Genomic DNA, 16,175 nt, shown 5'->3' with positions numbered 1-16,175 from the left:
TGACGCAAGTCGAGAGAGTAGGCTTTCATTGCCACCAGTTATCAGTAAAATTGCTCTTTTCTATTGTACTGCACTAGACTAATAACCGCTATATCCAAGGTAATGGTACTATTACCCAGCTTATTAGAGAACCTTCCTTAGTACACAAGCAAAAACTTATCGAGCAAGCAAAGAATGAAATTAGTAAGAAAGCTCTTCAGGATGATCTATCTGATAAATTCCTGGTAGCTATTAAATTTGGCAAAGGGAAAAAGCTGTATGAATATGGCATGACTGCTTTGCGTCCTTGCGTTACACCTGAAACAGCTAGTAGATTTGGCGTTAAGTGGGGAGATTTACTCAAAGAAACCAAAATTCCTTACAAAAAACGAACAGAATTATTAGCTACCTATAAAAAAGAAGCTGAAAATGCTTTAAATAATTATGGATTTGAGTTAGGAATCAGCATCAACAGCCGTCACTATCCAGAGTTGTTTTGGCAACCACAAGTTCCAATTGAAGATACACCCTTGCTATTTGGCAATGGATTTATTGGTGTTCAAAGTAAAATTCTCACAGGTCTTTCTAAAGGTGGTGTTTACCGCCGTCACAATAAATTTTCTGATCCATCCAGACCAATTCGGATTACTGTTCTGAATTTTTGTGAGATGGGGTTAGATTACTTTATAGAACAACTTAAACAACGGTTAAAAAGCTATAAATTTGAGAGCCTATTTGTTAACAACTCAATATCGCTAAAAAACTTAAGTGGGACTAAGGCAAGAGCAACAGTAGAGGAATTAGTTAATGAATTAGAAGTAGTTAATGAATTAATAGAAATTCGACCTGACATAGTTTTGGCGGTTTTGCCCCAGAGCGATCGTAACGCTGATGAGGAAGATGGTGGTAGTCTTTATCACAAAATATATGATCTATTGCTTCGTCGCCAGATAGCTAGCCAGATCATTTATGAAGATACATTGAAGAATCCTGATTATTATAAAAATATTCTCAATCAGGTGGTTCCAGGAATTCTCGCCAAGCTGGGTAATTTACCTTTTGTTCTGGCTGAACCTCTAGAAATAGCCGACTGTTTCATTGGATTGGATATTTCCAGAGAGTCTAAAACAAAACTTTCTGGAACAATGAATGCTTGTGCTAGTATGCGTCTTTATGGGAAGCAAGGAGAGTTTATTCGCTATCTGCTAAAAGATACTTTGATTCAAGGTGAAGAAATTCCTAAACAATTTCTAGAAGGACTGTTACCAAAAAAGGAGTTTGAAGGAAAAACAGTACTGATTTATCGTGATGGCCCCTTTCGCGGACAAGAAGTTGCTAATCTCCTAGAATGGGCTGAAGCCATTGGCTGTAAATTGATATTAGTAGAGTGTCGAAAGTCTAATATTCCTCGACTATATAATTTGGTTAATAAAACCATAGCTGCACCAGAAAAAGGTTTGGCGCTGCGTATTTCTTCTACTGAAGCAGTTCTGGTGACAACTCAAGTAACTGAGAAGCTCGGTCTTGCTCATCCTTTACGCTTGACAGTTATCACTAAAAACCATCCAGCTTTAATTTCTCCTCCAATAGAACAAGTGGTTGAAACTACTTTGAAACTGACCTTACTGCATCATGGAGCATTAAAAATGCCTCGCTTGCCAATGCCAATATATGGAGCGCATAGGATGGCAAAACTGCGCTTAAAAGGGATTTATCCAAGCAGTATGCTAGAGGGCGATCGCCAGTTTTGGCTTTAGAACTAAATATTACAGGTATTTTGCGATCGCTATTCTCCTGCCAAAAATACAATCATCGCCAATGGATAAGCTAACTTGAAGCTTTAAACAGATATTATTTGTCTGCGATCGCTCTTGACCAAAATCTCAAGTTAGGATTCAACTTAAATGCCCAACCCGCTTCAATTAAGCTTCGTTTAGGTGACTCCGTTAAATAAACTCAAATGCTTAAGCGTGGTGAGATAGCGATGTCTACGCCTACGCTTTTTTACTCATCCACGCTTAAGCAGCAACTAATCTAACCTCTACTTACGTACTAGGTTGAGCAGTTCTTTCGGAGAAGCAAGCAAGTCAATTGCTACGAAGAAGATTTTGCCTTGAGGATCGAGCAAAAACCGCCATGCAATATTCATTCCTACACTCGCACCGAACCAAGGGGTTTGGACTTTGCCGGTCACTTTAACTTGGGTATAGCCATCTTCCACTGGCTCGGATATACCACGTTCTGGCATCATCTTTAATCCCTGGCATTCTTCACGCATATAAGCGCGGATTGCATCTTGACCAACAAGCGGTCTTTCAAAGGGAGGTTGCAAAGCACCTTCAGAGGTAAACAGAGCAACAGCAGCCTCAAAGTCGTTGGCATTCATGTTGTTGATATAGCCAAGCACTGTAGGGTTGCTGATACCCTCAATAGTGACTTTAGTCCGAAACGCTGGTGCTGTGGGGGGAGCCACAGGTTCTGAAACTTTTTTGTAACTGCCAGGAGCGTTCGGGTCAAATCCCATGCTGACTACGGTATTGCGGAGAATTGTGATTTGTTGACCTGAATCAGCATTCCTGATTGCTTGTAACACATCAGCAGCATTAGGAGAAAGTTTGTAACCTTCTGGAATCGGAGCGACAATTCCTTGGGCCATCCATTCTCCTAACTGATACCAGAAGCCCAACTTGATGTTTACAGTGAAGGATGCATAAGAACGGCAAAGGGGAGTGTCAGAACGGTTAGCTAAATCGTACATGACTCGTGTTTGAGCCTCGAAAGGCATCTGCTTAATTTGTTCAAGTAAGCCTTGCGCCAGTACCATGTTAGCTGCTCCAGGAGCAGCAACCGTAATACTTCTACCCATCTCGGTATAAGCAAACCAGAGTAATGCTAGTTGATCTTCAGCATTGAGTTGAGAGAATGATTCGACAACAGTTGGAACAACATCGGCAATTAGTGTGCCGGGAAAGATACCTTGAGCCGACTTGATGGTAAAAGACATAGCAGATGTTCTCTAAAAAATTACAGTTCTATCGAATGTGAAAAAACGGAGAGTAAATGCGTTTAGGTATTACCAAAAACACTCAGCAGTATGACCATAGACCATCTTAGACATCACTCTACCAAAGGCATGATGATTGTGTTGCCGTTGAGTTTTGATACTCGGCAATCAACATTGCAGGCTTAACTGCATAGTTATTTAAAAAACCTTAACCAACAGTGCTTTAACGCATTTATGTTGTTTTTGTTTCTATATGTAAAGAAACATAACAAGTTCGTTACAAATAAGCAATAGTTCCTCAGCTATACTTTGATAATTTCTGTTTATGTAAATCATAAATTTTACTGAAGTCAGACTAAAGGTAATTAATGCCTTTGCGTGAATTTACTTCTAAGAGGTAGGCGTAGCACGTTGTAGACTTTACACATTTCTAGATGTATCAAATTTTACAACTAATCCTTCGCTCAACCATTGGACATCTCCGATAAAGAATGTGGAGACGTTGCATTGCAACGTCTCTACAGGGGTTTCAGGTAAAGCATAATTAATTTCTGGAGATGTCTATTGCGTCTATACATCGCTTACTTTCTCACGCAAATCCGAAATACCGTATCTGCCTAGTACGGTTGTTACTACTTTTTTGTCGTGTCAAGTACTTGCAAAAAATATTTACAATAAGTTACATTCATTTACAGAACACAACAATAAAAAGTAAAAGATGACAAATAAAGGCTTTTCTATTAACGAACGCGGTCAACTCAACAGATTTGCGATTGAACCCAAAATTGATGTTGATGAAACCCCACGGACAGGCTTCACCGAATATGCCGAAAAACTCAATGGTCGTTTGGCAATGATTGGTTTTATCTCACTCATAACGTTAGAAGTTTTCACCAGACACGGTTTGATTAGCTCGCTAACTAGCTTTTAGAGAAGACACTTCAGATTTAAAAATTTTCTCCAGTTGACAAATAAAACAATTTAGAGGCAAACTTATGAAAACTGATTTTAATTACCCCAGAAAAGATTTGATTGGAACAGTCGTTTTTAGACCTGATTTCAATAATTTTGAAACCATCAATGCAAATCAAGCGTGGTCATTGTTTTTCAGTGGCGGTCAAGATGACAAGGGGCTGGGACAAGAAATTGAATTCGGTAGATTTTTCACTAATCTCTTAATCGCTATTGGAGTAACTGGAATTGTTTGGGCGATTTACTTCAGCCAATTAGGATAAGTAAGTTTGTTCATTTCTCTAGTAAGTTCAATAGAGGTCTTGGATTTGGGTACCAAGACTTCTTTTTGCTTTTTGATAGGTCTAAAAAGTCTCTTTAGCTTGGGAAAAATTCGATGTTGATTGGATTTATAAAGCTTCCTAATTTGTCACGGTATTGTGGATACATGGGCTTAGAAGTAGCAGAAATTGTTTCCAAACATCTTGCAGTTCAAAGTAAAATTTACGTAATTCAAAATAGAAGGATATTGATAAACCAACTTTTAAAGTCTGGTCTAGATTCTCATACAGCAAATCGAACTGTTACTGTGCTTGTATCAAGCCCGATTTTACAATTAACGAATAAAAATCAATTGGCAATTAATTTTACGCGATGGTAATTATACCAGTCTTAAGTCATTTGTGAAAATTTCTGTTGATTATTCTCTCTGTGTTGCGCCAGTTGCTTCTCCTGTCGGAGACGCTGCGCGAACAAGTCGGGGAACCCGTCCAGCGCACTGGCTTTTCTGCGGTTTATTACAGCAGTAATTTTCACTACTGAATTGGGGGAATATAAGAGTTGGAAAATACGCCTTAGTCCCAGTTCAACGCAAACAACGAATCGCTTCTAATAAACCTCTAGCTTTATTCAGTGTTTCTTCGTATTCTTTTTCTGGCTCAGAATCAGCTACTAAACCTGCACCGGCTTGGACGCTAACCGTCTTATCATGTACTACCATTGTGCGAATTGCGATCGCAGTATTTAATTGTCCTTCAAAATCGTAATATCCATAGACACCAGAATAAACACCCCGGCGACTAGACTCTAACTCGTGGATAATTTCCATTGCCCGTATCTTGGGTGCGCCGCTTACCGTACCTGCTGGGAAGCAAGCTTTTAATAAATCCCATGCTGTTTTATGCAGTGCTAATTTACCTACAACATTGCTGACAATATGCATCACGTGGGAGTAACGCTCAACTACCATTAATTCATCAACTTTGACGCTACCATTTTGACAAACCCGCCCCAAATCATTCCGCCCTAAATCTACAAGCATCACGTGTTCGGCCACTTCCTTGGGATCTTCAAGTAAATCTTGAGCGAAGGCTGCATCTTCCTGGGTAGTTTTACCCCGTGGACGTGTCCCAGCAATGGGGCGTACCGTTGCTATAACTCCACCATCTGGATCTGTTTCGGCTTTCACCATCACTTCCGGGCTGGAACCGATAATTTGCCAATCTTGGAAGTTAAAGTAAGCCATGTAAGGCGAAGGATTTATCTGACGTAGGGAGCGATAAAGGGCAAAGGGGTCGCCTGTGTATGGTGTTGATAGTCGCTGAGAAATTACTACTTGGAAGATATCGCCTGCTTTGATGTAGTCTTTGGCTTTTTGGACGCTAGCGCAAAAATCAGGGCGGGTAAAATTACTTTTGTACTCCTCTATTTCCCCGGTTTTCTGATCTTCCGCTCCCCTACTTCCTGGCGGTTTCCATTCCAATCGAGTTTTTTCAGGGGATAGGGGAAGAGATAGCTTTTCGAGCATTTGGGTGACGCGATCGCCCGCTTGTTGATAGGCTGCGTGTAAATCTACATTGGGGTCGCGTAAATCAGCATAAGCGATCGCCCAAATTTTTCGCTTCACTTGGTCAAAAATCAACAGGTGGTCTACCTGCATCCACAACCCATCAGGGATATTTCGCTCATCTGGTGGATAGATTGGCACGCGCGGCTCAATCCAGTTAATCAATTCATAGCCCCAAAACCCAAACAATCCGCCAATTCCTGGCGGTAGCTGTGGTAATTTGACTGGGCGATAAGGTGCTAGACATTCCGCTAAAGCTGCAAATGGGTCGCCTGCAAAAACGACCTGCGAACCATCACGGTTTAATTGGGTGGTGCGATCGCCCCTTGCTTCCAAAACCCAAAGCGGATCGCAGCCCACTAAACTATAACGTCCTAATTTTTCTCCGCCTTCTATTGATTCCAACAAAAAGCTATAGGGTTGACCGGCACAGACTTTATACCAAGCAGATACGGGCGTATCTAAATCCGCTACCCATTCTTGATATACGGGGACGAAATTACCTTGTTGCGCTAGGCTGGAAAACTCGGAGAAATGCGGAAAAATCATTATTTTTCAAAGGTAATTGGTAATTGGTAATGGGTAATGGGTAGTTATTTTTCTTACCAATTACCCATTACTAATTACCCATTAGCTACTAAAAGCTAGTTACGGAGCGTCGTAGGTAGTAACACCGCTAAATTTAACTTTAGAGGGACTGGGGTTTTGTCCAATCCGACGGTCTACATAACGCACTTTGTCACGACCTTCATTTACCTTTTCAGGGAAGACACCATCAGCTGGGTGAAGTAGAGTGGTTTCTCCGTTAGGTAAAATCCGGTAAACTTTGTAATCTGTAATTTTGAGTTTCCGCAGTTGCTGACCACCCAAAAAGATGCCATATTCTTTACGAGCAATATACAGCAGGTTTTCGCCTTGTCGCATTGTAGCAGCACCACCTGTAGGCAATTCAAAAACTTGCTCTTTCGGGCTAGTCCAAGTGATAGCGTACTTTTCTTCCACTTCTGCTTTATTTAGCAAGCCACCGGTGCTGCCAGCAAATAGTGGGGTTTGTCCAGAGAGTTTTTCTGCCATAAAGTTCCTATTCTCTCAACGTTTTTAGGGAATCCTAACACTGGAACCAGGATCATGTTGCGATCGCGTTATAGACTGTAACAGTTTTTAGTCATTTGTCATTGGTCATTGGTTCCCATGCCCAATTCCCAATTCCCAATTCCCAATTCTTATTTACTTTTGACTTTTATCCGCTTTTCCTCGTGGCTATTTTGAACAATGGGGATAGTGAAGTGAAACTGACTACCCTGGTCTTTCCCAGTTGACTCTGCCCAAATTTCTCCGCCCCAGCCATTCACAATTTGACGACAAATAGCTAAACCAAGTCCAGTTCCGCCAGTGGTGCGGCGTAGCGCTCCCTCTTCTTGATAGAAGCGGTCGAAAACTATTTCTAAACGATTCGGTTCGATGCCGCGTCCAGTGTCAGCCACAGTTACCTCGACCATTTGACGGCTGTTGGAAATCGCTTTAATGGTGATTTCTCCTTCAGAGGGCGTAAATTTACAAGCGTTGTCCATGAGTTTTGCTAGTACCTCTACTAGCCAATCACCATCCGCTCTTACCAAAGGAAGGTTTTCGGAAATTTGAGTCTTGATTTGGGGCGGCTTTTCCGTTGAAGAACGGCTGCGATTGCGACTGAGTGATAAATCTATACACTCTTGTAAAGTCAGGGATTCTGGATGCCATTGCACTCGACCGCTTTCCAAATTGGAAAGTGTGAGGAAATCTTGTACCAATTTTCGCATCCGTTCTGAGTCGGAAAGCGCAGTGTTGAGCATAATTTGCTGCAATTCCAAAGGCATATCTGGCTCGCTAGCGAGACTTTCTAGACACACTTGAATGGTGGATAGGGGAGTTCGCAGTTCGTGTCCAGTGATGGCTATAAGGTTGCTGCGGGTGCGGTCTAGGGCTTCTAGCTGCTGGTTAAGTTCTTCTAAGTTGGCGTAGGCTTCGGCTTGAATCAGGGCTGCTCCTACTTGGGTGGCGATCGCTTCTACCAAATCCAACTCCCCAGGTTGGCAATCGTGCGGCGGCATCCGGCAGTAATGTAACTCCACAATACCTAATAATCGCCCCTGATAAAATACTGGTTCCATCACCCAAGAACGAATGGCAAACTTTTTGGCAATCAAGGAAAGTCCTGGCGACTTGTTCACACGAGGATCATTCAGCGTATCGCTAATACAAACACCTTCCCCTTGTCGCACGATGTCCTGAAATAAGGAATTTTTCTCTAATTCCCAAGTTTGCCCATGAACCGATAAAATACCGGGATTCAAAAACTCGTGTTCAATGATGGCTTGGCTATCTGTAGCTTGAGCGCGGTAAATTAGACAGCGACAAGCTTCTAGGTGTTGTCCTAATTCTTGCGCCGCCACCTGGAGAACTTCGTGAGGATCGAGCGATCGCCGAATCGCAGTGCTAATAGAGTTCACTAATCGTTCTTTTCGTGCTTTGGCAGCAATTGAACGGTAAGCTTTGTGCAATTTGTACTGACTAGCTTGCAAATAAGTGACTAAACGCTGTACAAATGGATCTGTATCGATATCACAAGCATATTCGTTGATCTGTTCGGCTCCAGAATGGCTTCGCGGCTCTCCGATGCCAAATCTTTGACGTGCCTCCTCAATTTTACTGGCCAGTTCTGGTCTGTAAACCAAAATCCTGTCTAATAGCAATTCGGCAGTTTTGAGGCTAACTCCCCTTTCCGATGTCCAAATTCCCTCAAATCTTCGCGCTGTGTCTATATCCAGATTAGGGCTTAGTTCCGGTAGCTGCTTATTTTTAGCAATAGAACCAAGGCTTTCCCGACAAACTAGACAAGTTGCATAATTGTCAGCAATCACTACCAAATGCCACTCATGACTTAAGCCATCCGTTGAATCAAAAGCGACCTTTTCATACTGTTCCGAACTGTTGGCAAAATCCGTTTCTGGGGCAGATAATACGTATATTTGATTACTTCGCAAGGCAAGTCGCAAGTAGCGATGAGCTTCTTGGCGGTAGAATCGCTCTCGCTGGAAACTAGCAATTACAAGGGGTTGTGCTAAAGTTGCAGCCAAAACTTGATCTTCCATAGCATGGGAGAGCGCCGTTAGTGAAGCCTTAAAATATAGCTGGGGCCGCAAGTTTGGTAGGGACTTTAGCAGATCACTCAGCACAGAAGTCGAAATGCTCATGAATTATTGTTAAACGCTCAACCTCGATAAGATCAAAAGTCACAGCTGCATTGTACAAATTCCAAGGGACTCTCAAGTTAAATAGAGAGTTGCGATATGTAAAGAACGCTAAAAAGCAGCTTCCGCCCAAGCAGGCGCAATATTTTGTAACAAAATTGATTTTTTGATTGACAACCTACTACGCCCAATATACATTCTCAACTAACTTGGAAATATCCTTGCACAGCTAAAATCTTTCAGTAGTAAGTACCTAAGAACTAATCTTTGTATTTCTTTAACTGTTTTCTTCTCTAATAACCACTGGTATTCTCGGCATTAGCGTAGCCCACTATAGACATCCCCTACTTTATATTTACACCCACTAAATAAATTTTCTTAGCCAAAAACTATTAATACCATATATACCTAATGCATAATGATTGATCAAAATCAATGAACTATCATAAATTTGTCTAATCAAACACCAAAGATATTTAAAACAAAATCGTATAATAGTTTAGGGAACAAATGCTACCTCTAGCGAATAAATACTAGGAATTTGGCATTTTTGCTGAGTATACTGCATGTCTTGTATCTTGAGAAAGTTCAAGGACTAAGGAGTTATCTCAAAATTTTAAATTTTCAGTCTTAAGTTTAGACTCATAGAATATAAATTTATAAATATTTGCTTATATTGATTTGAGCGCTACTACTTTCTCAGCAGTACGTAATAATTATTTTGGCTACAATGTCTCAAACAAGTTTTAGAGAGAGTCTTTTTTCTGCAAGTTGTGAGGGTTAAAGACCTCTACTCCAAATACCACAAAAATCTACAACCTGTACACGGAACTTTGGCTAATGACACCGGATACGCTAATGACCCCGGAAAAAATTTTCCTAGATGGAAAAACTTTTATTCCTGCCGAACAATTACCTATCCCGGAGTGGCCTTGTGTTGTGAGTGAAAGATCGCAACCGACACTAACGGTTAAAGATGATGATTTATTCTTCGTGACAGATACTATCGGGAATATTTCTGGCTGTTCTCTTAACGATGGGAATCCCAGCATGGGACTGTTTTGCTGTGATACGAGATTTCTGAATCGCTTGGAGTTGCAAATTGAAGGGCGATCGCCTGTACTCCTCAGTAGTACTGCTGAAAAGGGATTTTCACTCTCAGCTTTGTGTACTAACCCCAAAATCGACGAACGCCTCAGAGCCGAAACTATAGGAATTCGGCGAGAAATTGTTCTGAATGGCGCACTCTTTGAAGAAATAGAGATATCTAACTACAGCACAACAACTGTCAATTTTGAACTAAGCCTTAGCTTTGATGCAGATTTTGTTGATTTATTTGAAGTCCGAGGCTATGACAGAGAAAAACGAGGTAGGCTTTTACGTCTAGTAGAACCGACGACTGAAGAAGGGATCGTCGATAGTGTTTCAACTTTACCCAAAGACCCATCAACTTTTAGGGAAGAATCTTTAACACTTGCCTATCAAGGTTTGGATGGATCGGTAATGGAATCGCGTATTTTATTCCAGCATCGACAACCAGACCATTTCAAAGGTTACACTGCGGTTTGGCAGCTAGAGTTACCTTCTCACGAAACCCACAAGCTGGGTTATCGGGTGAATATGTTGAAAAATAACCAGTCTAGTTCAACCGTAAGCGCCGCCATCACATTAGGACAGGCGAAAGCTGCTGAGTTGATGGAGGAGCAAAACTGGGTACAGCAAATTACCCGCATTAGCTCAGATAAAAACACCTTCAATCGAGTGATTGAGCGGGCCGAGCAAGATATGTATTTGTTGCGCCAGTCTTTTGGTAAGTATAAGACTGTTTCGGCTGGAGTGCCTTGGTTTTCTACACTATTTGGTCGTGATTCGCTGATTACGGCTTCTCAAACCTTGATGTTAAACTCACAAATCGCCAAAGAAACCCTGATATTACTGGCGACATACCAAGGCAAAATCGAGGACGAATGGCGCGAAGAAGAACCAGGTAAGATTTTGCACGAGTTACGTTTAGGAGAAATGGCTCGTTGTCAAGAAATTCCTCATACACCCTATTACGGTACTGTTGATGCCACTCCCCTGTGGTTGATGCTCTATGCCGAACATTATGCTTGGACTCACGATCAAGAACTCCTAGAGCAACTTTGGCCGAATGCTCTAGCAGCAATGGAATGGATCGATCGCAATACCAAAGAAAACAGTTACCTCAGTTACTTCCGTAAATCTAAACGCGGTCTTGTTAACCAAGGTTGGAAAGACTCTGGTGACTGTATCGTAGACCACAAGGGAGAATTAGCTAACGGCCCAATTGCCCTTTGTGAAGTGCAAGCTTACGTATATGCTGCAAAAATGCGCCTAGCAGAAATAGCGAGGATGAAAAAGCGGCTGGATTTGGCAGATCGTTGGCAAGAAGAGGCTAGAAGTCTCAAGGTTCGTTTTAATCGAGATTTTTGGGTGGAAGACCAAGGTTTTTGCGCCTTGGCTTTAGATGGAGATGGTAAACCAGTAAACAGTATTACCTCAAATCCTGGTCATTGTCTGCATTTGGGTCTTTTCACACATGAAAGAGCCTATAGTGTAGCAGAACGGTTGCGGGCACCAGATATGTTTAATGGTTGGGGCATTCGTACCCTGAGTAGTTTGTCACCTGCTTACAACCCAATGGGCTATCACACTGGTTCAGTTTGGCCCCATGATAACGCTTTGATTGCAATGGGATTGCGATCGCTCGGTCTTATCGATCAAGCCCTGGAAATTTTCCAAGGTTTATTCGACATGACTAGTCGGCAACCTTATCAACGTCCTCCAGAACTCTTCTGCGGCTACGAACGAAACGGTGATAATGCCCCTGTGCAGTATCCTGTTGCCTGTACTCCTCAAGCTTGGGCTACTGGTAGTATTTTTCAACTTTTGCAAATGATGGTCAATTTGGTGCCTGATGCTCAAAATAACTGCTTGCGAATAATTGACCCTGCTTTGCCAGAATCGATTAATCGTCTGTCATTTCATAATTTGCGAGTCGGCCCCACCATCCTCGATTTAGAATTCGAGCGTTCTGGAACTACGACTGCTTGTCGCGTTGCCAAAAAACGGGGCAATTTGCGGGTAGTTATCGAAGCATAGAAAGAGTAGGGAGTGGTGAACGATCTACTCCCTATTTTATGATGAGTGCGACACCGAATAGCCCGTCGTAGACATCGCTTCGTGGCATGACTTCAAATTCAGCACAAGTCTTTTCCTACCATCTACTCCACCGTAGTGTTATTCTGCTTCATCGCTAGTATGTAGAGTTCTCAATAATTGCTCTGTAAGCTGGATCAATTCATATACAGAATTTTGCGTAAGTTCTGTAGTTTTGAAGCCATGAGCAATAGGATTTCGTAATAGGAGCGTCATTGCACGACTTATATCGAGCCGCTTTTTTAATACTTAAGCTTTCATGATATTTACGTTTCTTGCGCGTCGCTTTCCGAGTCGAAAGGAAGGTGACACCATAAAGCACGAAAAAACATCCATACCTCATACTCTAGGTAAGATATATTTACGTTGTCAATACGCTTTGTTGTAAAAACTTTTAACTTACCAGCCTACCGATGCGATCGCTTCAAATTCAATGATGCTAATAAATTTCTGATCCGAGAAGGGTTAAGGATGTAAAAACAACAATAATTTACACCCAAACTGCTAACAGACGCGATTAATCGCGTCTCTCGACGTTATGCTTCCTCAGAATTATCTCTTTTATGTCCTGGGGATGCTTCGTAAAGTGCATCAAGATGTTGACGCGCATCTTCAACGTTAATCGAACGCATTACCAAAAGCGGCTCTTTAATTAAGTTACCTGCGCTATCTAATAACTCTGGATGGGGTACAAACCGTTTCTTCGATGAATAATAACCATAGTTACCTTGATTATTCATTGGCGAACAATTTGTCGGGTAAGTTCGCTCACGATCAAAACTGAACATGATCAAGTTACGAATTAAGTTGCCAACAGCCATAAATGCAAGGATTGTAAAAGCAAGAATGTAAAGCAGGTGTAACATTAGATTTTCCTCCAGAACAGCAATTTTTAAAACTTTATTTTGTAACGCTTTGTTTCGCCGATCCTGTTACTTACAGTTAAGACGATTATTTGACACACTTTTGTGCGCTTACATTTATATGGAGCTATTTGTCAACCGTTATTCCACTTACGGTAACATAGGATACATTATCTTGTTAATCCAAATAATGTTAAGAAATTGTTAAGCTTTTCGTACTATCTCTTTAATGACTGATTTAGCGTCTTGTCGTTAAACATTGCTAAATAGTCTGCGGAAATTTAACAGATGCTCTCATCTATTTAGACTTCACGCCCTTGACGAAAGCGCATTGCGACATTCCAACACTCTGTTACTAATTGATGCCAAGGCATTAATGTTGCCATATCAATCCCGACTTGTTTATCGGTAGCAGCAAATAGCATCTTTGCGGTACTTAGTTCGTCTTGGGCTTGTTTAACACGTAAGAGCAAGTCAGATTGCTCTTGGTCACTCATAAATGATAGCTGCTCAGTTTCGAGTAAATGGCGCGATCGCACAAACCAATGCTGAAAATCTTCTAGCAGTGGTTCTAAAACCGTTTTCAGCAACTCAGTCCCTGGTAAATTTGAGTTTGACATAAATGAGAAGAATATTTCCAACTTTCTTACTAATATTAACGTTATTTACGTTTCTTAACATTATTTTTATTTATTATCATCTCATAATTTGGAAAAACGTAACAAAATGTAACAAATAACACAGAATTTACTATATAGTCTTGCTATCTGGTTTGTACATTTCCTTTAGGAAGTATCTATATATATTGATGGGAGGTAGCTGACAGCGAGTTGCAATTTATGAGATAACTTAGCGATGTCTACGACGGGCTATTCGGTGTCGCCTGGAATTCTGAATTTGATTCTCAGGTAACTAATCCAAAATTTATCTTTATCTCCAGGGAGAAACTAATTTAGTAGTTGGAAGATAAAGCTGAAAAAACCAAAAACCAAAGTCGTTATAGTTGAGTAAGCCTACAGATTCAGATAAATCACCTTTTGTAATCACCTCGCCAACGGTTCAGCAGCCAATGTCGCCAAATTCATCAAATCAGTCCGAACAGTCAGAACAAGTTGAAAAAATTTATTTACCGCGTACCAGCGAATCGGAGAACTTAAAGAAGATTCGCCACACTGCTTCCCATGTAATGGCAATGGCAGTACAAAAGCTGTTCCCCAAGGCGCAAGTTACAATCGGCCCTTGGATTGAAAACGGTTTTTACTACGACTTCGACAATCCAGAACCATTTAGCGAAAATGATCTCAAAGCCATCAAGAAAGAGATGGCGAAGATTATTAATCGCAAGTTGGCGGTTATTCGAGAAGAAGTCAGCCGCGAAGAAGCCGAACGCCGGATTCAGGGAATTAACGAACCTTACAAGCTAGAAATCCTGACAGATATCAAAGAGGAACCAATCACGATTTACCACCTGGGGAATGAATGGTGGGATTTGTGTGCCGGGCCTCATCTGGAAAATACCAGCGAATTAAACCCCAAGGCAATTGAACTAGAAAGCGTTGCGGGTGCTTATTGGCGTGGGGATGAAACTAAAGCCCAATTACAACGCATCTACGCCACCGCTTGGGAAAGTCCAGAACAACTCGCTGAATATAAGCGACGCAAAGAAGAAGCGCTACGGCGAGATCATCGGAAACTTGGCAAAGAACTGGGATTATTTATATTTTCCGATCTAGTCGGGCCGGGTTTACCTTTGTGGACACCAAAGGGTACTCTGTTGCGGAGTACTTTAGAAGACTTCCTGAAGCAAGAACAGGTAAAACGGGGTTATTTATCTGTAGTAACACCTCACATTGCCAGAGTCGATTTATTTAAAACCTCTGGACATTGGCAGAAATATAAAGAAGATATGTTCCCTTTAATGGCAGATGATCAGGAAGCTGCTGCAATGGAACAAGGCTTCGTGATGAAGCCGATGAACTGCCCTTTCCATATCCAAATATATAAGAGTGAGTTACGCTCTTATCGGGAACTACCGATGCGACTGGCAGAATTTGGTACTGTTTACCGCTACGAACAATCAGGGGAATTGGGCGGTTTAACGAGGGTGCGCGGTTTTACAGTGGATGATTCTCACCTGTTCGTTACCCCAGAACAGCTAGATAGTGAATTCCTCAGTGTGGTGGATTTGATTTTGTCGGTGTTCAATAGTCTGCAACTGAAGAACTTTAAAGCTAGACTCAGTTTCCGCGATCCTGGTAGTGATAAGTACATCGGTTCCGATGAAGTTTGGGACAAAGCCGAAGGTGCAATTCGCCGGGCAGTTGAAACTTTGGGGATGGATCACTTTGAAGGGATTGGAGAAGCGGCTTTTTATGGCCCCAAACTTGACTTTATCTTTAGTGATGCCCTAGATCGGGAGTGGCAATTAGGAACTGTGCAAGTAGATTACAATTTGCCAGAACGCTTTGAGTTGGAATACGTCGCTGAAGATGGGGTTCGCAAACGTCCAGTAATGATTCACCGTGCGCCTTTTGGTTCGCTGGAACGGCTGATTGGGATCTTAATTGAAGAATATGCGGGTGATTTCCCTTTGTGGTTAGCGCCAGTGCAAGCTAGATTACTCCCAGTGGGTGATACACAGCTAGACTTTGCTAAAGATGTGGTGGCGAAGATGAGAGCGTTAGGCATCCGTGCAGAAGTTGATACCAGTGGCGATCGCTTGGGTAAACAAATTCGCAATGCAGAGAAAGAAAAAATACCCGTGATGGCTGTGGTGGGAGCGAAGGAAGTGGAAACCAACACCTTGAGTATTCGTACCCGCGCCTCTGGGGAATTGGGAGTTATAGCTGTAGATGAGGTAGTGGATAAAATGAAGGATGCGATCGCTAAGTTCGAGAATTTCTAAAATCTAACATCGGGAATTTCTAAAATCTAACCGCAGACGCACACTAATTATAATTGGTGTGCGTTTTGTCTAGCTGGTAGGTTTTGGGAAGGGTGCGATCGTAACGTATTTAATTATCAAAGACTCGTTAACGGAGTTCAGAGGTGGATTCATCCAGTTCAAATACTCGTTAACGGAGTTCGGAGGTGGATTCATCCAGTTCAAATACTCGTTAACG

Annotated in this window: 13 protein-coding genes; 6 read left to right on the top strand and 7 right to left on the bottom strand. The window is 41.8% G+C overall.

The features are described 5' to 3' along the window. Window positions 1-269: 269 nt before the first annotated feature. Window positions 270-1,736, top strand: coding sequence for a Piwi domain-containing protein (locus V7K38_RS19745; RefSeq protein ID WP_334860091.1), 1,467 nt, complete (start codon window positions 270-272; stop codon window positions 1,734-1,736). Between the two features lie 284 nt (window positions 1,737-2,020). Here V7K38_RS19745 and V7K38_RS19740 read toward each other — a convergent pair whose 3' ends face one another. Beyond that, window positions 2,021-2,983, bottom strand: coding sequence for an orange carotenoid protein N-terminal domain-containing protein (locus V7K38_RS19740; RefSeq protein WP_334860090.1), 963 nt, complete (start codon window positions 2,981-2,983; stop codon window positions 2,021-2,023). Window positions 2,984-3,701: 718 nt separating this feature from the next. Here V7K38_RS19740 and V7K38_RS19735 point away from each other — a divergent pair. The 3 genes from V7K38_RS19735 (at window position 3,702) to V7K38_RS19725 (ending at window position 4,743) form a co-directional block, all read left to right on the top strand. Continuing rightward, window positions 3,702-3,914, top strand: coding sequence for a high light inducible protein (locus V7K38_RS19735; RefSeq protein WP_334860089.1), 213 nt, complete (start codon window positions 3,702-3,704; stop codon window positions 3,912-3,914). Between the two features lie 64 nt (window positions 3,915-3,978). After that, window positions 3,979-4,218, top strand: a complete 240-nt coding sequence (locus V7K38_RS19730) for a hypothetical protein (protein WP_334860088.1) — start codon at window positions 3,979-3,981, stop codon at window positions 4,216-4,218. 399 nt (window positions 4,219-4,617) lie between these two features. After that, on the top strand, window positions 4,618-4,743 hold the full coding sequence (locus tag V7K38_RS19725; protein WP_334860087.1) for a hypothetical protein: 126 nt from the start codon (window positions 4,618-4,620) through the stop codon (window positions 4,741-4,743). A gap of 56 nt (window positions 4,744-4,799) precedes the next feature. On the opposite strand, the gene trpE is transcribed toward V7K38_RS19725, so the two are convergent. The 3 genes from trpE to V7K38_RS19710 all read right to left on the bottom strand — a co-directional run bounded on the left by trpE (window position 4,800) and on the right by V7K38_RS19710 (window position 9,013). Then, a complete protein-coding gene (gene trpE / locus V7K38_RS19720; RefSeq protein WP_334860086.1) occupies window positions 4,800-6,329 on the bottom strand; it encodes an anthranilate synthase component I in 1,530 nt (509 codons plus the stop codon). 99 nt (window positions 6,330-6,428) lie between these two features. Then, the gene (locus V7K38_RS19715) at window positions 6,429-6,854 is read right to left on the bottom strand and encodes a photosystem I reaction center subunit II PsaD (RefSeq protein WP_334860085.1); all 426 of its coding nucleotides are present in this window, start codon (window positions 6,852-6,854) and stop codon (window positions 6,429-6,431) included. A 149-nt stretch (window positions 6,855-7,003) separates the two neighbouring features. Further along, the gene (locus tag V7K38_RS19710; protein WP_334860084.1) at window positions 7,004-9,013 is read right to left on the bottom strand and encodes a DICT sensory domain-containing protein; all 2,010 of its coding nucleotides are present in this window, start codon (window positions 9,011-9,013) and stop codon (window positions 7,004-7,006) included. An 837-nt stretch (window positions 9,014-9,850) separates the two neighbouring features. On the opposite strand from V7K38_RS19710, the gene V7K38_RS19705 reads away from it, so the two are divergent. After that, window positions 9,851-12,133 carry an amylo-alpha-1,6-glucosidase gene (locus V7K38_RS19705; RefSeq protein WP_334860083.1) on the top strand — a complete coding sequence of 761 codons (2,283 nt, stop codon included), beginning with the start codon at window positions 9,851-9,853 and terminating at the stop codon, window positions 12,131-12,133. Window positions 12,134-12,271: 138 nt separating this feature from the next. Here V7K38_RS19705 and V7K38_RS19700 read toward each other — a convergent pair whose 3' ends face one another. The 3 genes from V7K38_RS19700 to V7K38_RS19690 form a co-directional block, all read right to left on the bottom strand. Further along, a complete protein-coding gene (locus V7K38_RS19700) occupies window positions 12,272-12,406 on the bottom strand; it encodes a hypothetical protein (protein WP_334860082.1) in 135 nt (44 codons plus the stop codon). Window positions 12,407-12,726: 320 nt separating this feature from the next. Continuing rightward, window positions 12,727-13,056, bottom strand: coding sequence for a DUF2973 domain-containing protein (locus V7K38_RS19695; protein WP_334860081.1), 330 nt, complete (start codon window positions 13,054-13,056; stop codon window positions 12,727-12,729). A gap of 299 nt (window positions 13,057-13,355) precedes the next feature. Then, window positions 13,356-13,673 (bottom strand): DUF2605 domain-containing protein, encoded by a 318-nt coding sequence (locus V7K38_RS19690; RefSeq protein ID WP_334860079.1) that lies wholly within the window; start codon window positions 13,671-13,673, stop codon window positions 13,356-13,358. 449 nt (window positions 13,674-14,122) lie between these two features. Here V7K38_RS19690 and thrS point away from each other — a divergent pair, with 449 nt between their 5' ends. Next, on the top strand, window positions 14,123-15,958 hold the full coding sequence (thrS, locus tag V7K38_RS19685; protein WP_334860092.1) for a threonine--tRNA ligase: 1,836 nt from the start codon (window positions 14,123-14,125) through the stop codon (window positions 15,956-15,958). The last annotated feature ends 217 nt before the right edge of the window (window positions 15,959-16,175 follow it).

This window comes from Nostoc sp., assembly GCF_036917465.1.
GTDB lineage: Bacteria > Cyanobacteriota > Cyanobacteriia > Cyanobacteriales > Nostocaceae > Nostoc.
Note: the sequence above shows the minus strand (reverse complement) of the source record. Positions and strands in the feature narration are given on the sequence as shown.